14 protein-coding genes are annotated in these 20,662 nt (G+C 56.0%); 1 reads left to right on the top strand and 13 read right to left on the bottom strand.

The annotated features are described in order from the left end of the window. Window positions 1-91: 91 nt before the first annotated feature. The gene (locus ABDW36_RS12000) at window positions 92-1,264 is read left to right on the top strand and encodes an FN3 domain-containing metallophosphoesterase family protein (RefSeq protein WP_343702143.1); all 1,173 of its coding nucleotides are present in this window, start codon (window positions 92-94) and stop codon (window positions 1,262-1,264) included. A gap of 871 nt (window positions 1,265-2,135) precedes the next feature. Here the strand turns inward: ABDW36_RS12000 and ABDW36_RS11995 are convergent. The 13 genes from ABDW36_RS11995 to ABDW36_RS11935 are packed head-to-tail and all read right to left on the bottom strand — an operon-like array spanning window position 2,136 to window position 20,341. Beyond that, window positions 2,136-3,554: a sulfatase gene (locus ABDW36_RS11995; protein WP_343702142.1), complete on the bottom strand. Its 1,419-nt coding sequence runs from the start codon at window positions 3,552-3,554 to the stop codon at window positions 2,136-2,138. A gap of 43 nt (window positions 3,555-3,597) precedes the next feature. Beyond that, entirely contained in the window at window positions 3,598-4,644 is a 1,047-nt protein-coding gene (locus ABDW36_RS11990; protein ID WP_343702141.1) for a Gfo/Idh/MocA family oxidoreductase, read from the bottom strand. A 6-nt stretch (window positions 4,645-4,650) separates the two neighbouring features. Then, window positions 4,651-5,691 carry an L-rhamnose/proton symporter RhaT gene (locus tag ABDW36_RS11985; RefSeq protein ID WP_343702140.1) on the bottom strand — a complete coding sequence of 347 codons (1,041 nt, stop codon included), beginning with the start codon at window positions 5,689-5,691 and terminating at the stop codon, window positions 4,651-4,653. A gap of 11 nt (window positions 5,692-5,702) precedes the next feature. After that, window positions 5,703-6,578: an amidohydrolase family protein gene (locus ABDW36_RS11980; protein ID WP_343702139.1), complete on the bottom strand. Its 876-nt coding sequence runs from the start codon at window positions 6,576-6,578 to the stop codon at window positions 5,703-5,705. Window positions 6,579-6,599: 21 nt separating this feature from the next. Then, window positions 6,600-7,745 (bottom strand): extracellular solute-binding protein, encoded by a 1,146-nt coding sequence (locus ABDW36_RS11975; protein WP_343702138.1) that lies wholly within the window; start codon window positions 7,743-7,745, stop codon window positions 6,600-6,602. Between the two features lie 3 nt (window positions 7,746-7,748). Then, window positions 7,749-8,189, bottom strand: coding sequence for a MaoC/PaaZ C-terminal domain-containing protein (locus tag ABDW36_RS11970; protein ID WP_343702137.1), 441 nt, complete (start codon window positions 8,187-8,189; stop codon window positions 7,749-7,751). A gap of 3 nt (window positions 8,190-8,192) precedes the next feature. Then, on the bottom strand, window positions 8,193-8,702 hold the full coding sequence (locus ABDW36_RS11965) for a MaoC family dehydratase (protein ID WP_343702136.1): 510 nt from the start codon (window positions 8,700-8,702) through the stop codon (window positions 8,193-8,195). Between the two features lie 6 nt (window positions 8,703-8,708). After that, window positions 8,709-10,943, bottom strand: a complete 2,235-nt coding sequence (locus ABDW36_RS11960) for a DUF5703 domain-containing protein (RefSeq protein WP_343702135.1) — start codon at window positions 10,941-10,943, stop codon at window positions 8,709-8,711. 17 nt (window positions 10,944-10,960) lie between these two features. Beyond that, window positions 10,961-12,106 (bottom strand): CoA transferase, encoded by a 1,146-nt coding sequence (locus ABDW36_RS11955; RefSeq protein WP_343702134.1) that lies wholly within the window; start codon window positions 12,104-12,106, stop codon window positions 10,961-10,963. Between the two features lie 6 nt (window positions 12,107-12,112). Next, a complete protein-coding gene (locus tag ABDW36_RS11950) occupies window positions 12,113-13,249 on the bottom strand; it encodes a CaiB/BaiF CoA-transferase family protein (RefSeq protein WP_343702133.1) in 1,137 nt (378 codons plus the stop codon). Window positions 13,250-13,281: 32 nt separating this feature from the next. Beyond that, on the bottom strand, window positions 13,282-15,756 hold the full coding sequence (locus ABDW36_RS11945; RefSeq protein ID WP_343702132.1) for a glycoside hydrolase N-terminal domain-containing protein: 2,475 nt from the start codon (window positions 15,754-15,756) through the stop codon (window positions 13,282-13,284). Window positions 15,757-15,786: 30 nt separating this feature from the next. Continuing rightward, window positions 15,787-17,283: a RagB/SusD family nutrient uptake outer membrane protein gene (locus tag ABDW36_RS11940; protein ID WP_343702131.1), complete on the bottom strand. Its 1,497-nt coding sequence runs from the start codon at window positions 17,281-17,283 to the stop codon at window positions 15,787-15,789. A gap of 19 nt (window positions 17,284-17,302) precedes the next feature. Next, complete coding sequence (locus ABDW36_RS11935; RefSeq protein ID WP_343702330.1) at window positions 17,303-20,341, bottom strand: TonB-dependent receptor; 3,039 nt, start codon at window positions 20,339-20,341, stop codon at window positions 17,303-17,305. Between the last annotated feature and the right edge of the window lie 321 nt (window positions 20,342-20,662).

The following is a 20,662-nucleotide window of genomic DNA, read 5'->3' as shown; positions in this document are numbered from 1 at the left end:
TTTTCCAGGAACGCGTTGCGTTGCTTGCGGGTTATTTCTGTTTACCGGTATTTCTGCTATTTTTACAGGCAGGGTCAACAAACCTATTCTGATGAAAAAAAATCTATCGCTCCTTGGAGCACTGCTACTCACACCGCTTTTATTGTTTTGCCAGGAAAGTTTTAAGATCACGCACGGCCCCTACCTGCAGGCCCTGGGAGAAACAGGCGTGAACATTGTTTTCACCACCAATAAAAAAGCCATCAGCTGGGTAGAGCTGGCGCCGGCAGACAGCTCTCACTTCTATGCGCAGGAGCGCCGGAAATATTTTGCGGCGGAGCATGGCATCAAAACGGAGGCTACGCTCCACAATGTGAGGATAGGCGGCCTGAGCCCGGCTACCACGTACCGGTACAGGGTGTACGCGCAGGAAGTGGCCAGCCATGAAAGTTATGTAGTGAAATACGGCAGCATTGACGCCGGCCAGGTGTTCAGGGCCGAGCTGCCCACGTTCACCACCCTCAACAGCAAGGCAGCCCAGGTCAATTTTGCGGTGATCAATGACATGCACCAGCGGAACGAGATCATCCGGAAACTGCTGCAGCAGGTAGACTGGAAAAACAACCAGCTGGTTTTCTTTAACGGGGATATGCAGAACAATTCGCGCAGCGAAGAGCAGATCTTCACCTCCTTCATGGATACGGCAGATAGTATGTTCGCCAACCGCATCCCCATGTACTACGCCCGCGGCAACCATGAAACGCGCGGTGAATTTGCCAGCCGCTTCGCCAATTATTTCCCTACGGAAACCGGCAAACTGTATTACCTGGTACGCACCGGGCCAGTTTGTTTCGTAGTGCTGGACACGGGAGAAGACAAACCCGATTCGGATATAGAATACAGCGGCATAGCAGACTTTGACGAGTACCGCACCCAGCAGGCGGCCTGGCTGAAGGAAGCGCTGCAACGCCCTGAATATAAAGAAGCGCCTTATAAGGTAGTGATAGCGCACATCCCGCCCTTCGGCGGCTGGCATGGCGAAAAGGAAGTGGCGGAGAAATTTGTTCCGCTGCTGAATGCGGCCGGCGCGCAGATCATGCTGTGCGGCCACCTGCACCGCAACGTAAAAAAAACGCCGGAGCCCGGGGCCTGGAACTTTCCCATTCTCGTCAATTCCAATATGTCTATCATCAAAGCCAAAGCAGACGCTTCCCAATTGCAGATAGAGGTGTTTGACCTGGAAGGCAAAAAAATTGATGCGGTCACCATCAAACCGGGGAGGTAAAAAAGTACGGCCGCACAGTCCCGGAACCGGGACGCGGATTGAGCAACCCGGCATTTTTTGAACTGTCCCGGAAAAGGGACTGTTCCCGATGTTCCCTACCCCCTAAAATGCCTAAAACATACACTCCCCACGTACCATCCTGGGAGTATACTGGGAGTATGGTGCGGGTTACTATGCCGGAGACTGGGAGTAACCACGGGGCAGGCTGGAGGCAGCAGTGGCCTTAAAGTAGCTGATAGTGTCGTTTTACACCCTCCGCGGTGTTAATTTACTGCTCCCGACCGGCCAAAGACGAACCTACAACGAAGCTACAACGAACCTACAACGAACCTGCAACTTTTGGGGAAGGCTCGTTCATCACCGGGGGAAGGTTCGTTGTAGCTTCGTCTTTCTCCCGATACTTTAGTGACATTTACCATGTTTGCGGGCTCCGGTAGCCGCCATACTACCGCAGAAAAGCGCTTTCCCACGGTTTTTAGGCCCGTATACGGCTTGTTTCGCCTCTTTCCTTAAGCACCCTTGCGAGCCTTGCCGGCGGGCATATTGGAAGCCGGAGAGGCATTACCTGCCTGTTGAGGGGGCAGTAAAGGTCTCCGTCATGCTGCCGGCCTCTCACGGGAATGCCTGCATGATCCCTACCCTGCCCCGGCAGCATCCGGCCGTTTTTGCGGTAAAAAAATTTTTTTAAGGCGTTTTTCAGTCCCGTTTTTTGTATTTGGGGCCTCCTTAGTGCGTCATTTTAAGGGTATGTAAAAATTACCGGGGGAATTTTCTGTCCCGGAAACGGGACGGAAAATTTTTTGGCATAGTCCCGGAATCTGCCAGTTGTGCTTCACTTTTAAGATAAGGAAAAAACACCCGGAGGCAGCCTTTATTTTTCCGTTGCGCTACCAGGCATTTCGCCTCGTTTCCCATGTTCGGGCTTCTTCTCCCCGGTGAGCCGCTCATACCAGTCATGCGTCAGCACGGCGGGTTCTGTATCACCTGTTTCACGCCGCCAGCTTTCCAGCGCCTGCCGCAGTTTTTCTTTTGCGGCGGCATACTGTGCATTGCCGGCCAGGTTATGTATCTGGTCTTTATCTTTCGTGACGGCGTACAGCTCTTCCGCCTGCCGGGGCGCTGTAAAAATGTCTTGCTGCTGCGGCGTTAGCGGGCCGCGTTCCCTGGCGGCCAGCAGGGCGGCAAACGATGGACTGTTCACCGCGTCGCGCGGGCCCTGGTTGGAAAATTGCGGGCGTTTGTTGAGGATGTACAAATAATCTTTGGTGCGCACGGCCCGCTCGTAGGCTTCAAAGTCGTGCCAGTTATGTTCTGTGAACACATACTCGCGGAAGGGTTGTTGCGGCTGCGTGAACAGCCTGGTAAAACTTTTTCCCTGCATGGAGGCCGCAGCGGGCAGCCCGGCCAGTTCCAGCAGCGTGGGCGCAATATCTACACTGCTGATAAGTGCTTCACTCTCGCTTCCCTGCCTGATCTTTCCCGGCCATTGCACTATGAAAGGCGTTCTGACGCCCGCATCGTTGAGGCGCGTTTTGCTGCCGGGGAAAGGCCGGCCGTTATCAGCCATGAAGATGACGAGCGTATTGCTGGCTATACCCTGCCGTTGCAACTCGGCATTCAGCTCCCCGACGTAGCGGTCCAGGCGCGCAATTTCATCGTAATACGCCGCCAGGTCTTCCCTTGTTTCTTTTGTATCTGCCAGCATGGGCGGCACTTTTACCTTTGCGGGATCGTGCGGGGGAAGGGCCGCGTCCGGCTGCCAGGCGCGGTGGGCATCCAGCGCGGCAAACCAGCAGAAGAACGGTTTGTCTTTAGGCCGCTGCCGCAAAACTTCCACCCATTTCTCCTCTCCGCCCGCGAAGTTTTTGGCGTTAGCCACGAGGGAAGTATCATACGCACGTTTGGCATTGGGCCCTTCGTGCCACTTGCCGGCATGCGCGGTATAATAGCCGTTCTTCTTCAGCAGCTCCGGGAAAAAGGTCATGTGCGCGGGCAGCGGCGTGTGCAGCTCCGCCGCGCCCGTACTGTGCGGGTAGCGGCCGGTGATGATGCTGCTGCGGCTGGGGCTGCAGGAGCTGGAAGTAACGAACGCATTCCTGAACCGGATGCCGTTCTTTGCCATCTTGTCAATATGAGGCGTGCGGACGGAAGTATTGCCATAGCAGCCTATATCGTTCCAGCTTACATCGTCAGCGATGATCAGGATGATATTAGGTTTTTGCTGGGCATATGCCTGCATGCTGCAGGCGAGGGCAACCGCCAGGGCGGTCATAAAAAGTAAAGGTTTCATCGGGGGAATAAGATACAAAAAATCATCACTTCATACTACCCGCTCAGGAAGCATAAGCCTGCTCTACCAGCCGCATGGTATGGACGCAGTCTTCCACAGAATTATCCGGCGCGGCCACCAGCCCCTGCTGCGCCTTGATCAGCTCATGCATGCTGCCAATAAAAGCATGCGGGAACCAGGAGCCGTTGACGGGCAGGCGGCGCCATGTATCGGGAGGTCCGTCCGGCAGTGTATACTCAAACACGTCTTCCGTTCCCTGCGGGTAGTTCATGAGCAGGCCCAGCTTTATTTTCACGGCGCCTTTGGTGCCTTCTATCTTCACAAAGGCATCCTGGTGGTGCGGCCCGAATTTGTGCACGTGGTTGGTAGATATGTGCGCCCGGAGAAAATCGCCATAGTCCATGATGATGTTCGACTTCACGGCCTGCAGCGCCTGCATGTCAGGGTGGCGGGTGGTTTTGGCAAAAATGCGGGCGGGCTCTCCGAAGAGGTTCCGGAACAGGTCTATGTAATGAATGCTATGGTAGAGTATTTCCAGCCGGGGGGCGGTTTTCAGGAAATCCCACATATGCCAGGGCGTGTAGACGTTCAGGTATATTTCCGCATCGCAGATGTCTCCCAGCATGCCGGCGGCCATCATTTGCCGGGCCATGGCAATGTAGGGGGCGTAGCGCATCTGGAAGTTCACCCCCGCGGTGATGCGCTTGCTCCTGCACAGCTGCAGTATCTGCTCCGCCTGTTCAAGATTTTCTCCCATGGGCTTCTGCATCAGCACAAAACAGTTGTCCGGCAACCGGGATATAACGTTCACCAGCTGGCTGCCGGGCACGGCTATATCGTATATGCCATGGCGGCCGTTTTCCTGCACCAGCGCTTCCATGCTGGCATACACACGCGGCACGTTGAAGGCGGCCGCTACGCGCGCTGCTTTGGACTGGTCAGGGTCATAGATGCCGGCCACCTGTATGCCTGCTATGGCATACGCGGGCAGGTGGGCGCCTTCCACAATGCCGCCCGCGCCAACGATCACCACGGGGTGATGCTCCCCGATGACGGGTATGTCAAAACGAATATGTTCCGGTTGTTGCATATCACATCATGTTCCTCCCAGGTAATTGCCGTACGTGATGATGAGCACGGCCGCGATCAGCACTACCAGCGCCAGTATAAGCAAGGAGGTGGTGCGCTTTTTGGTGCCCGCCCATTCTTTCATCACAATGCCCACCAGCGCGCTGATGAGTACCAGCATGATCATGTGTATGGCCCAGCTGGTGAATTTATAGTTGCCCATGCGGTTATGCCCCAGGCCGTAGAAAAAGAACTGCGTGTACCACAATACGCCCGTGAGCGCGGCCAGCAGGTAATTCTTCCCCAGCCATTTCCGGTCTGCCGTGCCGCCGTATTCATGCAGCGTTTTATGCCGGGCATGCAAGTACAAACAATACAGCCCGGTAGTGAGGAACGCGCCGGTGTTCGAAAAAATATAGATCACGTTCCCCTGCAAATGGCCGGCGCCGTATTTGGCGGCCACGTCCGCAATGGGCTGCCCCTGCGCCAGGGAAAAGCCGTACAAGGCAGAGAGGATGCCAGACAATATACAAAGACCAATGCCAAGCGAAAAGGAATAACTGCTTTTTTCTTCCGGCCGCAGGCCGGCATAATCTTTCTCCTTCAGCCGGCCGGCCGCCCCGCACAAGGCAATGCCCGCGGCCCCGGCCAGCATGCCGGCTATGATCACATTGCCGCCGGGGCCGCCCAATATGGCAGACAGCCTGCCTTCATACAAAGGCGGCAGCAAGGTGCCCAGCACGCAGGAAATGCCTACGGAAATGGCATAGGTGAGGGAAAAACCAACGTACCGGATGGCCATGCCGAAGGCAGTACCGCCTATGCCGTACGCCGCACCCAGCAGGAAAGCGCTTCTCATGGCGCTTGCCGGGGCTTCCTGCAGCACCTGCCGCAGGTGCGGAATGCTGATGAAGGCCACCACTACCGGCAGCAGCAACCAGCACACGCCGGCCTGCAGCAGCCAGTAGGTTTGCCATGACCAGCGCCGCGTGCCTTTCTGCGGCGTGTAACAGACGGAGGCGGAAAACGCGCCAATGAAATGCAGGGAAACACCAGCTATCAGTTCCAATTTTACCTGTTTTAATGCTGAACAATAGCCACCTCCACGTTATAAAAACGGGCGGCATTGCCATAAAATACCTGCGCTGCTTCCGGGCCGCGCAGCAAACCGTTGATAATGCCGGTATACATTTCCCAGTGCCGGGCGTAGCTGCCCGCCAGCTTTGATACCGGCCAGTCCCCGCCCAGGAAACAGCGGTCTGCGCCGAAGGTTTCCAGAGCGTACCGCACATAGGGCAGGATGTCATCTGCCGCCCAGGCCTCCGGGTGGCCGGAGGCGGTGCCCAGGCCTGAGATTTTCGCATATACGTTGCCGTTAGCGGCTGCCTGTTTCATCAATTCTCCCCATGTGCCGAAGCGCTGCCGGTCTTTAATGGGCGGCTGGTTCAGGTGGTCCAGCACCAGGCGGAGCGAAGGTATCTTTTCCGCTACGGTGATGGCGGTTTGCAGATGTTCGTCGTGAATGCCCACTACATCGTACGGGATGTTGTACAACGCCAGTATGCGGAGGCTTTCCAGCACCGCCGGCTGCAACAGCCAGGCGGGGTCTGCCTCATTGTGTATCAGGTGACGCACGCCTTTGAAATACGGCTCCCGGAGGAAACGCGTTTCCAGCAGCTGCGCCGTTTGCACCGGGTCTGCCAGCGGCAGCCAGCCTACCACGCCCGCAATGCAGTCATGCGCGCGGGCGGCTTCCAGCATCAGGTCTGTATCTGCTATATGATTGGCGGCCTGTACCAACACGCCCGCAGCTACAGGGGTGCGCTCCATTTCGGGCAGCAGCTCTTCCAGCTGGTAGGTGCGGTTCAGGATGCTGGTATCTCCTTCCAGCCACTGGTAGCGGGCTTTCTGCAAGTTCCAGATATGAACGTGCGTGTCTATGATCTGTTTTTTCACAGCATGGTATAGTTTGAAGTGTTATGCATGCAGCAGCTTCCGCGACTGCCGGTAGAGACTGTTCATCTCGTTCAGCACGGTTGCTTCATGGCCGCCGTATTGCAGGTAATGATGCAGCGGGTTGCCCGCGTGGTCCTGGAAATGCAGGTATCCGTTATAACGTGGCCGCACAAACGCTCTTTGCAGCGCGGGCAGCGTGTTCCTGAAATATCCGTTGGTGCGCCTGTTGGCTTCCTCATCTTCCCAGGCCAGCCGGTGGCCCGGCTGCCCGCCATGCTCCACGTAGATGGAAGCTTGCACCTGCGGGGACACCGCCCATTGTGCAAACTGCACCGCCTGCTGCGGGTGGGCTGAAAAAGCGGAAACCGCCAGCCCCGTTCCTCCTAATGTACTGCATAATTTTTTGCCGTTTACCGTTACCAGGTCTGCATACTGCAACCGGTGGCGGGCGTAGCCCCTGCGGGCATAGTTGGAGTAACCGTAGGCAAAGGGGCAATACCAGTAATCATCTGTGGCCGTCATCAGCTCTGCCACGGCTACAGGGTTGCAGTTAAACAGCTGCGGGTTTACCCGGCCCCATAAAGCAGCCATCATGTTGAGGGCGGCGGCGCCGGTGGTGTTGTCTATTACTTCTTCCTCACTGGTAAAAGGCGTGTTGCCCAGGGCTATGCAAAACATATAAAAGTTCATCAGCAGGTCTATGGGAATGGCCGGTACGGCTACCTTGCCTTTTTCTGCCAGCTGCAGCAACGCTTCCCAATCCGCAGGCGGCTCCGCCAGCAGGTCTTGCCGGTAGCTGGCTACCGGCGTGGCCGCGTCAATGGCCAGCGCCCATTGGTGGCCGCCGTAGTAATAACTTTCATGAGAAGCGCCTGTGGTGTGCTGCCGCTGCTCCGCCAGGTAAGCGGCAGGCAGGTGCTCGTCAAGCGGCAGTACACATTGCGTGGCGGCGGCGCAGCCTGCCCAGGGGTGGTCAATGATCAGCAGGTCATAGTCATGCACCAGCCGCTCAATGGGAAAATCCGCAAACTCCTGCAGCGTTCTTTTCTGCCAGGTGATGCTTACCTCCGGGTGCAGCTCTTCATAGCGCTGCGCGCAGGCCACCAGCGGCGTATATCCCCGGCTGTGGCCCCAGGTGATCCCTTTCAGCCTGATCGTTCCTTTCATCTGTCAAGTTTTTAACTGTGCCAGTAATATGTGCTCGCATACCATTACGCAGGCCCCCGCCTGGTTAAATACTTCCACCAGCTCTGTTACCAAACCGGAGCCGGGCTTTTTGTAGGGGCGCTTTTCCTTGATGGTCACCTTTGACCGGATGGTATCCCCGATGAACACGGGCTGCAGAAAGCGCAGCCGGTCATAGCCGTAGCTGAACGCCACTTCGTTCACCACGGTGGCCGTCAGGCCAATGGCAATGCTGAAAATGAGGGTGCCGTGCGCTATGCGCTGCCGGAAGGGCTGGGTCTTGCACCACTCTGCGTCCATATGGTGCGGAAAAAAATCGCCGGTTTGGCCGGCATGCAGCACAATGTCTGTTTCCGTAATGGTGCGGCCGGCGGTTTCCCGCCAGGCGCCGGTGGTGTAGTCTTCAAAATATATCCGCTGCAACATACGCTATGCCTGCTTGAACTGTTCAGGGTGGCGGTATTTTACCGTTTGTATATGCTCGCAGTACAGCACCAGCTCGCCTTCGTTCTTGAACACTTCATAGCTGGCGCGGTACAGGCCCATCTGTTCATACTTGGGCTGTTTGTCCAGGTCTGTTTTGATGGTATAAATGGTGTCGTTGATGAATACGGGTTTGATGAACCGCAGCTTGTCATACCCGTAGCTGAAGGCGTTCACGCAATTGGTGGCCACCAGGCCCAGCCCCGCGCTGAATACAAAAGCGCCGGCCACCAGCCTTTTGCCGAAGATGCCGCTCTCGCGGGCAAATATTTCATCTGCCACATAAGGATGCATGTCCAGCACCAGCGCATTGAACTGCATGCTCTCTCCTTCACTGATGGTGCGGCGGATAGACCGGATGCGCTTGCCGATCTCGATATCTTCATAATACCAGTCTTCCGCATTCCATACGGGAATGTCTTTGTGTTTGGTTACATCACTGTTTGGGTTCTTCATCTCCGTTTATTTTGAGTGAGCTGTTTTGATATCTTTCTTGCGACTGGCGGGCCAGGTCTGGATGTCGGTAAACTGCCCGTTCTTCCACGTGGCCGCCACCTGTGTGTTGCCGGGCGCATGCAGCTTGAACGTTACGTTCCAGTGCGCGGGCCAGGCGGGCAACAGGTAAATATGCTTCTCATCCGCCTGCAGCAGCATGGTCTGGATGGTATTGATAAAGTTGGAAGCATGGTCCTGGTCTGGCGTGTAATCGTAATTGGGCCCCCAGAAAGCGGGAAAGCGGAAACGTTTGTCAAACGCCAGGCCGTTGTGCTGCATCACTTTCACGGCAGTATCCGTCAGCCCCAGCAAGGCTGCCTGTATGCCGGTTTGATGCCAGCCGAAATAAGTTCTGTGTTTATCGTTGAAGGTATGAATGGCGGTTTCAATACCAGGCTTGCCTATGCCGTACAACCGGAAAGGAAATACCGGGTACAGTTCAGGGTATTCTACATTGATGATCTTCTTGTATGCTTGCACGGGCAGTATGATGGGCTGGCCGTTCTTCCCGCCCATGGGCAGGGCCGGCGCAGCTTTCTCCAGCTTGCGGCACAGCGCCAGCAGGGCGGGGTCTTTCGCAAGCTGCATCACGCGGGGAATGACGTATTGCAGCCCAGCAATATCAGGCGTGGGGTTCTCGGCTTCTATATAAGTTTCGAGCGACTGTGCGGGCGCAATATGCAGCTTGCCGTGCTCGTCCCTGGGGTAATGCTGGTCATAATACGTCAGCACTTCCCGTATAAAAGGCAGGGCTTTTTTTTCCAGCATTTCCTTGTTGCCGGTATAACTGCAATAGTCCAGCAGGTAGTTACCCATTTCGAGCCCGGCAATGATCACATCTTTGATGTAAGGATTGTTGGAAACGCCGGGTGGCAGTCCGGTTCTGTCCCAGCCTACATCCTGCCCGCGCCAGGCGCCCCAGAAATGTACGGTTTCCACAAAGCGGGCGCCGTCCAGGCCGTAGAATTTGCGGGCGCGCAGTTTTGCCACCTCCAGGTCTTTCAGGTAAAAATCGATAAAAGGCTGAATGAGGTCAAAGTCTCCGGAGGCCAGCATGGGGTAATACATCAGGCGCGTGTTCTGCCACCAGAAGGCGCCGCCCCACAGCCGCTCGTCTGCAGACTTTCCGCTGACGCGCCCTATTTTGTCATGATAGGTATCCAGCACCAGGGTGGAGCCGTTGAACTTGATGGGCAAAGTACCGCGGCCGGCCAGCGCGTTTACGTAACGCTGCAATACATAGCCGCGGTTCAGCTGGGCCAGCGTATCGTTCAGCGCCTTGTCTGCCGCGCTGAAATAAACATAGCTGCGGTCCCAATACCCGGCCCACCAGCGTTTGTGCGCGGCCAGCATATCACTTTCCCGCAGGCGTTCCAGCCGGGCGGACAGATCTTTGATATCGTTCACATACTGCTCCGCCGTTGCTGTTTGTTTGGTGAGCAGCGTGGTGGTAAAAGCGAAAGTGTTGCCTGCCTGCGCAGATTGCAGGGTGGTATCATTCAGGGCCTCCATCCCCTTCCCTTTCACCATGGCGCCAAACGTCCTGTTCTTTAAGGGGTTGGCAATGCCTTCGTTCAGCAGGCCATTGGCTTTCATCATTTCGTTCCAGAACAGTTCGCTTTTGTTGCGGTGGTACCAGATAACGGCATTGCGCAACCCCGGCACCGTTTCATCCGCCTCCACGTAAGGCACGAAGGGAATGCCCTTGTTGCCGTAGTCGTTGATATATTCTTCCTTTTCCAGCTGCCGTGATTGCCGGCGCCAGATGTTGCTGGTCACTTTTACTTTCACCGGCACTTTGGATGTGCCCCATACCACTATCTGCGGGTGGTTGGCGTCTACCCTCAGCTGCACTTCCGCCGCGCTGCTTTTGATCCTGAACAGGCCTTCGCTCACCAGCAGCTCTTCGGAGTAGCCGGTGGCGTTCCTGAAAATGGCCGGTTCAAATGCAATGGTCAGCTTGCCTGTTTTCAGCACGTTGTCCATAGCATCCCGCGCGCCGTTGGCGCCAATGTAGCACTGAATGTTCCCGTCCGCGTCCGTCCAGGCCTGGCAAGATGTTTCGCCGTTGCCCAGCGGCATGGAGCTCCAGGAGTTTTTGCCGGGCTCGTAAAACTTCAGGTTAAAGTCTGACACCTTTTGCGCAGCAAGGGAAAGGGGCGCGGCGCCCAGCAAGATGGCCAGTAAACATCTGTTGATCATATCCGGTACTATTTTCATTACAGGTTAAATTCTTCGGTGATACGTTTGTTATGCTCTCCCAATAGCGGCGCCCCTCTTTCCGACGTGAGCACCTGGCCGTCAACCCTCACGGGGCAGCGGGTGGTTTTGACCCGCTTGCCGTCAGACACCACCCACTGCTCCATATCCAGCAGGTGGTACCCTTCGCTTTCCACCAGCGCGTCATACCGCTTTACATCGGCACACCATACGTCTGCCGGTTCCAGCACGGCCAGCCACTCCGCCGTTTTTTTTTGCAGGAGCAGCTGTTTTAAAATACGTTTTATTTCATCTCTTTTGGTAAACCAGTCTCCCGCATCTGTATACGCGCCCAATTCCGCGGAGCCCAGCAGCTCTCCCAGTCTGGCCACAGGTGCCATGGCAATGGCCAGGTACCCGTCTGCCGTTTCATAGATGCCGTAAGGCGCGGCTATGTAGGCATGCGCGCCGTTCACAGCGCTGCGTACGGGTTTTTCATACCCGTCGTTCAGGTGGCAGGTCAATACTTCAAACTGGAAATCCAGCAGGCTTTCCAGCATGCTGACCTGTATCAATGCGCCTTCCCCGGTCTGCAAGCGTTGCAGCAATGCGGCCAGCACGCCTTGTGTTAAATGCGTGCCGGCAATGATGTCCGCGGCGGCCACACCCATAGGCACGGGCGGCTGGCCCTGGCTGCCGGTGAGGTAAGTAAGCCCTGATACGGCTTGCAGCAGGAGGTCTTGCCCCGGCAGGTCTTTCCAGTCGCCACACTGCCCGTAGCCGCTTATTTCCCCGTAAATAACGGAGGGGTTCAGCTGTTTTACCTGTCTATAATCCAGCCCTACCCGCTCCATTACGCCGGGGCGGAAATTATGCAGCACCACGTCTGCCTGCGCTATCAGCTTTTTTACGGCTTCCAGGGAGGCGCTGTCTTTGATGTCTGCACAATAACTTTCCTTGTTCCTGTTAATGGCATGAAAAATGGTAGATTCGCCGCCTTCCAGCTTTACGTCAGATACGTACAGCATGCGGCAGATGTCTCCCGTTACCGGTTTTTCAATTTTTATCACCCTGGCCCCCATGTCTGCCAGGCGCAGGCTGGCGCTGGGGCCGGAGAGGAACTGGCTGAAATCAAGCACTAATATGTCTTCCAACAGGTTATTCATGATGCGTCAGGCTAAAGATCTTTTAATACTGTCATTATGCTCACCGATGGCAGGCGCGGGCCTGTCTGACTTCAGCAAGGTGTTGTTGATACGAACGGGGCAACGGGTGGTGGTGAACCGCCGGTTGTTTTTCAGCACTATTTCCTGCTCCATGTCAAGCACCTGGTAGCCGCCAGTAGCCCGCATCTGCTCCCAATCGAGCACCGGCATCACCCACAGGTCAAGCGCCCCCGTTCGCTCCAGCCAGTATTCACTGGTTTGGGTCAACAGGTGTCCGGCTATCACACTTTTGATCTCATCTCTTTTTGAAAAGGCCTCCTCTTCCGCATAGGCGTTGAGGGCTGCGCATTGCAAGGCCTTGTTGAGGGTTTGCACCGGCATCATGGCAATGGCCAGGTAGCCGTTGGCCGTTCTGTAAATACCGTAAGGCGCGCTGAGCAATGCGTTGGCATTGTTGAGCCGCGCCCGCTCCGGTACCTTGCGGCTCTGAAAATAGGTGGTGAAGAACTCAAACTGGAAATCTATCAGCGATTCCATGAGGCTCAGCTGCAGCCATGTTCCCCGCCCGGTTTTCCTGGCCTTGACAAGGGCGGCTATGATGAACTGCACGGCCTGGTTGCCGCACAGGTAATCCCCTATGCCCAGGCCCAGCGGCGTGGGCGCATCATGAAAGCTGCCGGTGGTATAGGCCAGGCCGGAAAGGGATTGTACCAGCAGGTCTTGCCCCGGCTTGTTCTTCCAGGGGCCCTTTTCTCCATACCCTGATATCTGGGCGTACACGATAGACGGGTTGATCCTTCTCACCGCCTCATAATCCAGCCCCCGCCGCTCCATCACGCCCGGCCTGAAGTTGTGCGTCACTACATGCGCTTTTGCGATCAGCTGCTTCACCCACTGCATGTCTTCCTCTTTGTTCAGGTCAGCGGCAAAACTTTCCTTATTCCTGTTGATGGTGTGGAACAATAAAGAGCTGTTATCTACCCACAGGTTTTTGATGGCCAGCTTCCTGCCTGCTTCTCCTTTTTCCGGGTGCTCTATTTTAATGACACGGGCGCCCAGGTCTGCCAACCTGAGGCCTGCGCAGGGGCCGGATAAATACTGACTGAACTCCAGAACGATCATCCCGTCTAACGGTAAACCCATTTTCTAAACAATGTTTTTTTAAATAGTAAAAGCTATGGTTCCAGTGTAACGGTTTCACCCGCTTTGGTATCAATTTCAATTACATCGGCGTCAATGCTGCTGCGTTTGCCGTTGTGCGTAACGCTGCCGCTTTTGCCCCAGGGCGCGTAGATGCGCAGCTTGCCGCCCTTCTCGCTGTAGATAGACGCCTGCATGGCGCCATTCTTGACGGAGGCGCTGACCAGGAAAGCGCCCACGGCCCGCAGGTTGTGGAACGCCGCATCCTGCTGCAAATCCCAGTTGGGGAACAGCCTGATGATGCCGTTGTAGCTTTGCATCAGACACTCATTGATCACCACGGGCAGGGCAAAGTTCTCGAACCAGATGCCCATGGCTCCCATGTAATCATACTGCATACGGTCATGGTAGCGGCCGTGCACCTGCATTACTTTATCCATGGCGGTGCCATTGGGCAGCAGGGAATACTGCACATGGCGTTTGAACCGGTCTATGTCCAGCCGGCCTATGCGGGCGGCCTGCAGGTTGATGAACACCAGGTCGTTACCGCCTTCGTTCTGCTGGTTGTAGTAGGTATTGTCCAGCAGCCTGCGCGTGGCGCTGTCGGAATGCAGGCCATCGTCTTCTCCGGGAAATACGTTCATCAGCGGGGAAGGCACGTTGTACACCACCTGGTCATGCTCCCCGGGTACAGATACCAGCACCTTGCCGTATTTCTCCGATGCAGCCGTTGGGTATTCCGGGAAATGGGCCAGGATGTCTTTCACATCTGCCAGCAGCGCACCATCTGTTGCTTCCGTTTTCAGTATGCCCACCATTTCTTCAAACGCCTTGAACACAAATTTGGTGAGGGTAAGATCTACATTACAATCATAGTTGTATTTGAACCCAGGCCGCAGCGCATACAGCTCCGGCGGAATGGTGGGGAAGATGTGATACTTGTCGTCCTGCCACCTTGGCCCGCCGCGTGCTTCGGGGCGTTTCATGTAAGCTACCAAAAACTGCACGGCCTCCTTGATGGGCATGTAGGCGCGGTTTTGCAGGTACGTGGTATCTGCGGAATAAAGGTAGTGCCACCAGAGGCCCTGCACAGACCATGGGGTTTCGCAGATCTCCCAGCCCCAGTGCGGTACGGGGTACGGGTTCATGGTCATATCTACCGGGTAGGCGGAGTGCGGGAAATAAGCGCCCGGCAGGTTGTAATATTCTTTGGCCCAGCGCCTGCTCACATCCATCAGGAACTCTATCAGGTTCACGTAGGGCAGGTTCTTTTCCAGGTGATTGCTGGAGAAGGTCATCCAGAACGGCTGCTGGGTGTTGTAGTTCATGTGGTAGTCTCCATGCCAGGCGGTGCCTATCTTGTTATAGCTCCAGTTGGCAAAGAGCCCCGGCGTGGTAGCGCCGTCTTTGGCCGCGCAGTTGAAGAAGTAGAGGTTGCGGTACCAGGTCTCTTCCAGGAAGGTATCGCTCAGGCTCACGCCTGATTTTTCCCAGTAGGCCTTCCACACGCTGTCAGACGCCGCCCTTGCCTCCGAAAAACCGCCGGGCGCGGGCTGCGCGTTTATTGGCTGAGCGCTCACGGCGGTATTCATGCCTTCTTCCAGGGATACGCTGGCCACAAAACCTTTCCCTGGCTCAAACGCCGCTTCCAGCGCCTGCATCTCTTCGGGGTTGCCGTCCCAGTTGATGCGGCTGCTTTTTTTCATGGGAATATTGGCGGTGGCCGTGAGCCGCAGCGCCTTGTCTTTAGGATGGCCTTTGGCAGTGTCATACACATCGGGCTCCTGGTAAGGCAGCACCTGCCTGAAAGACAGCGTGCCCTGCTGCAGCAGCTCCGAGCTGGTGTACTTCGGGAACTCCGCCGGCGTGGACGGGTCCGGCATTACCCGCATGCGGTTGAAAATGTTGGGCACTTCGTTGCCGGCCTCATCTACCAGGCGCATCCACAGCTTGTCTTCCTGCATGTCTGTAAACACCTGCAGCGTCAGCTTTTCTTTTTTGCTGTTCAGCAGGTATACCTCGCAAAGCCCGTTGGAAATATCGAGGGAGTGGCCCAGCAGCTCCGCCTCCCTCCTGTCAAACCCCAGCAGCACGGAGCCGCAGGGAAACGGGCGGGGGTAGGGCTGCCGGTAATTCTCCGCCGCCATGGTACTGTATTGTTTGTACCAGGCGTTGTCTGTAAGCATTTTAAGCGTATCCGGTATCTGGCTGACCTTGTTATAAACATAGTTGAACGTACCGATCTCCTTGCGGTTCTTCTCCGCAATGCGGATGTCCCACACGTTGTTATGCCCGAAGTAGATCATAATGCCGTCAGGCCTGGTGGTGACTACCGCTCCCAGCCCGCCGTTGCCCAGCAGGGCGCCTTCAAAAAAATCTACGGCCGGTTTGTCATACCGCAGCGCGTGTTTTTTGGCCTGCTCAAAAGAAGAGAACGTTACCTTATCCCGGCTGGTGTTACATGCCGTTCCATATACTCCCAATATGATCAGTAAAACAAATTTCCTCATTTCAGATTTTTAAGGTGAACAATAGCCTGCCTAATAATTAGGGTTCTGCTCCAGTTTATCATTCGTATCTATTTCGCTTTGCGGGAAAGGGAAAACGTAATGTTTGGCCGCGTTGAACTGCCTGCGTACGCCGCCCGGGTCTACCAGCGTGGGAATATAGGTCTCCGCTGTTTTCCAGCGCTTGATGTCCAGGTAGCGCTTGCCTTCCAATGCAAACTCCACCCTTCTCTCATGCCGGATGCGCTGCCGCATCTGCTCTTTAGACAAACCCGCTGGAATGTCTGGCATGCTTACGCCCGGCCGGGAACGTACTGTGTTGATGGCGCTGTATACGGACGCATCGGGGCCGGTGTGCTCATTCTTTGCTTCTGCGTAGATGAGCAGCACTTCCGCGTAGCGCAGCAATACCCAGTCCTGCTCGCTGCGGGTATTGTAGTCTACGGGCAGCGCGTCCCAGTTGAGGCCTTTCACCGGCATGTAGCCGGTACCGGAGGGGGCATTGTAGTTGAAGCCCATTTCCACACCGGCGGAGTTGCGCACCTTGTCTTCAAAGCCTTTGATGGTCAACAGCAGGCGCGGGTCCCTGTTCTCCCGCCAGTTGGCGGGGTTGTAGCGGGGAGAGGTGCTGATGGGCAGCCCGTCCGTACATTCATAATCATCTACCAGCTCCGCGCGCGGGTTGATGGTGCCATGCCAGGCAAACTGTATGTCCGGGCCCTGTGAAGACCTGTCAGGGTTGAGGTAGCGGGCAGACATCATGATCTCCGGGTTGTTGTTCTGGCCGGTAGCGAGGAACATTGTTCTGTAGTTGTTAAAGATGCTGAACACACCGTCCGTGATCACCTGGTTGGCGGCCGCGGCGGCTTCTTCCCAGCGCTCGTTGTGCAGCAGCACCTTGGCCTTCAGCGCCAGCGCGGAGCCTTTTACGGCATGCCCGTTGTAGGGCACGTTGGGCAGCTGGGCAATGGCGGTTTCCAGGTCTGTCAGTATCTGCGCCACTACGTCCGCCTTTGCCGTTTTGGCCACCTTGGCCTCATTGATGGATACCAGTTTGGTATACATCGGCACGGCGCCGTAAAATTCCGTGAGGGTAAAGTAGAACATGGCGCGCAGGAAAAGCACCTCGCCCTTGTATTTGTTCTTGACATCATCTGTTATGGGAGAGCGGTCTACATTGTCCAGAAAAAAATTGCAGGCGCTGATGCCCTGGTAGCACTCGCTGTAGATGGAGCTGACCAGGCTGCCGGAGTTCGGCTCCACCATGCCCTGCGCCAGCGGAATAACGGCATTGCCCTGGTTGGTGCAGAGGTCTCCGCCCATGACGTCCCAGAACATGGTATTATGATTGAAAGTAGAGGAGAGCACGCGCGCGTACACGCCCGCCAGCGCCATGTCTACCTCCGCCTGGTTTTTCCAGAAGGTGGAGCTGGCCAGTTGGTCAAGCGGCTCCTTATCAAGAAAGCCGGAGCAGGATGCTGCGCCTGTGAGCAGCATGCTGGTTACAAAAACTTTTATATACTTTTTCATATTGTGTGCTGTTTCTTGATCAAAGTGTTGCTTTCACGCCCACGGCATACGTAGTTACCTGCGGGTATACACTGAAGCGGCAGCCCGCGCATGACCTCTCGGGGTCGGCGCCGGGGTAGTCCGTGATGGTGAACAGGTTGTCTCCTGACAGGTACAGCCGCAGGCCGCTGAGGCCAATGGCGCGCACGGCGCGGCCGTTAAACGTGTACCCGATGGCCAGGTTCTTCAAACGCAGGTAAGACGCGTCCAGCAGCCAGTAGGTAGAGGCCGTGCCGGTATTGGGCCGGTACTGCGAGTGGTAGATGGCCGGCGTGGTGTTGGAAGGGTTGGTGGGCGTCCACATGTTTTTGATAAAGTCAAGCGTGGGAGGAGAGCCCTGTGTGTACGGCGTATAGCCCCAGCCCATATGCGGGCCGCCTATGTAGTGTTTGGTGCCTTCCACGCCCTGGAAAAAGGCGGTGAGGTCAAAACCTTTCCAGGCCAGGTTGAGGCTGCCGCCGTAGTAGAATTTGGCATATGCCCCGTCTACCACCACGCGGTCATCAGAATTGATCACCCCGTCACCGTTCACGTCTTTGTACTTCAGGTCTCCCGGCTGCGGGTTGTACTGGTGCTCGGCAGATTTGTCAATCTCATCCTGGCTCTGGAAAATGCCGTCCCAGGGTATGAGGTAGTAGGAGTTGAAAGGCAGGCCTTCCTTGATGATGCGGTCTCCGTAAGTGGGACTCACTACGTTCAGCACCTTGTTTTTGAACGTGGAGAAGTTGAGGTTCACGCTGTAGCTGACCTCCCCTATCTTGTTCTGATGCCCTACCTCCAGCTCCCAGCCGCGGTTGCGCATTTTGCCGTAGTTCACGGTGGGCGCGGAGAGCCCTACGCTGGCGGGCACGGGTATCTGGTAAAGGATATCGTCCGTCACCTTGTCAAACCAGTCTGCCGTGAGGGACAGCAAACCGTTCTTCATGCTGAAGTCTATGCCGAAGTCTGTAACGGTGGTGGTTTCCCAGCGGAGGGAGCGGTCTCTCAACGCCGTCAGCAACACGCCGGGCTTCAGCTCATCAAAAGGATATGAGGTGGTAGACAACATGTCCTGGTAAGGGTACAGGCCAATGTTCTGGTTACCCAGCCGCCCCCAGGAGGCCCTCACTTTCAGGTTGTCCATCCAGGTAACGGATTGCAGGAAACTTTCCTGGGAAACGCGCCAGGCGGCAGATACAGAGGGGAAAAAGCCCCAGCGTGTTTCCGGCGCAATGCGGGAGGTACCATCGTACCGGGCATTGGCCTCCAGCAAATACTTGTCTTTGTAGTTGTACATCAAACGCCCGAAGAAGGAACGGATGGCCCACTCGTTGGCGGTGCCGCCGGTAGATTGCCCCAGCGCCGCGCCGGCGTTCAGTTCGGAAATAGTGGCGGTAGGAAAGGTGAGCCGGGAGCCGCTCAGTTCCCGGTAGTAGTTAGACTCCTGGTTGTAGCCGGCCAGTACGTCCAGCTCATGCCCGCCCAGTTTCTTTTTATAGTTGAGCGTGGAGTAGAACGTGGTTTCGAGCACCTGCGTCATCAGGTCACGCACGCCCTGTTGCCACACGGCGTTGTTGTGCGCAAATTCCCCGTTGTCATAATAGTAGTTGTTCACGGGGCTTTCGTGGCGCTTGTTGAAATCGCTGTTGAAGCCAATGGCGCCTTTGGTGTACCACTTGAGGTCTTTGGCAAGGCTTACGTCTGCATACAGCTGCGGCCTTACGCTGTACATGTTGATCTTGCGGGAGCCGCTGGCGGTAATGGCGTCAGGGTTTCTCACCGTCCACTCCCCGATGCTGTTGCTGTAACGGGCCACGTAGCCGGTGGTGCCGTCAGGCAAGGTCATGGTGGGCCGGAAGTTGGGGCCTGAATAAGCGCTCATCACAAAATCATTGTCCCCGAAGTTTTCCTGCACAACGTCCCGCTTGCTGAGCTGGATGTTGCCGCCAATGGTGATCCAGTCGCGCACGCGGGTGTCTACCGCCATCAGCAGGTTGTATTTTTTAAACCCGTAAATGCTCATGATGCCGTCCTGGTCAAGGTAGCCCAGGCCCAGGTTGAAGCTGGTCTTTTCGTTGCCGCCGCTCACGCTCAGGTGGTGATTGTGCGCAAAGCCGGTACGGAAAATGTGGTCTACCCAGTCAAAGTTGGGGTACTTGATAGGGTCGTTGCCATTCCTGAACGCGTCTATGGTTTCCTGGCTGAAGTAGGGCGTGATGCCGCTGCGCTGGTTGGCCTGGTTCCAGTACATCATGTAGTCTGCCGAATTGGTGAGCAGCTTGGGCAGGCGCGTGGCCTTCTGGGCCTGCACGTTGCCATGGTACTGGATGGTCAGCTCTTTGGCCTTCCCTCTTTTGGTGGTAACGAGTATAACGCCATTGGCGGCCCGGGCGCCGTAAATAGCGGCGGAGGCCGCGTCTTTCAGCACGGAAACAGACTCGATGTCATCCGGGTTGAGGCTGGTCATGTCTCCGCGTACGCCGTCTATCAGCACCAGCGGGTCACTGCCGGCGCCGCTGAAAGTGCCTACGCCGCGGATGCGGATCTCTGCATTGTCTGCCCCCGGCTTGCCGGAGCCTTGCGTTACCTGCAGGCCGGGCACCTTGCCCTGCAGCAGGTTCTGCACATTGGTGGCGGGCCGTTTGATCAGCTCCGCGCCGCCGATGTGGGCCACGGAACCGGTGAGGTTCACTTTTTTCTGGGTGCCGTAACCCACTACTACTACCTGTTTCATTTCGGCAATGTCTTTCTCCAGCACCAACCGGTACTCCGTTGGCGCGCCTACCGTTATTTTGCCGGTCACATAACCGATGGCGCTGATCTCTATCACGTCATTCTCCGCTGCGTTGATGGAGAAGTGGCCGGCCTCATTGGTCTGCGTGCCGCCCGTTTTGCCGGCCACCCTTACAGTGGCCCCGAAAACCGGTTGTCCTTCCTGATCATGCACGGTACCGGAAATGCGTTTTGCCTGGCTAACAGAGAAAGCCCCTTTTGCTAAAACATGCTGTGAAAAAAGAGTTGCAATAAAGAGTAAAAACATACATACGGCGGGGCGGGATAGTGTTCCTGCAGAAGATAGCCATAGCGGCCCCCTTCTGCTGCGATGCGCTTTGGTTGCAAGCATATCATTTATTTTAAGGTGATCAGATACGTGTAAAAAACCGTTGAACAAACTTAACCAAAGCGCTGCCGGAGGGAGTTGTGGATTTTGCTGAGTTTATAAAGTATTTTGCCATAAGCCGGCATACCAGGCTGACATGAGCGGATGCGGCAGATAAATAGCTAAAATTTTAGTACCTTCAGCAACACGTTATCATCATTAGACATTCCTGTATTCCACGCCATTGAAAATACCACGGGT

It is taken from the genome of Chitinophaga sp., from assembly GCF_039596455.1.
GTDB lineage: Bacteria > Bacteroidota > Bacteroidia > Chitinophagales > Chitinophagaceae > Chitinophaga.
Note: the sequence above shows the minus strand (reverse complement) of the source record. Positions and strands in the feature narration are given on the sequence as shown.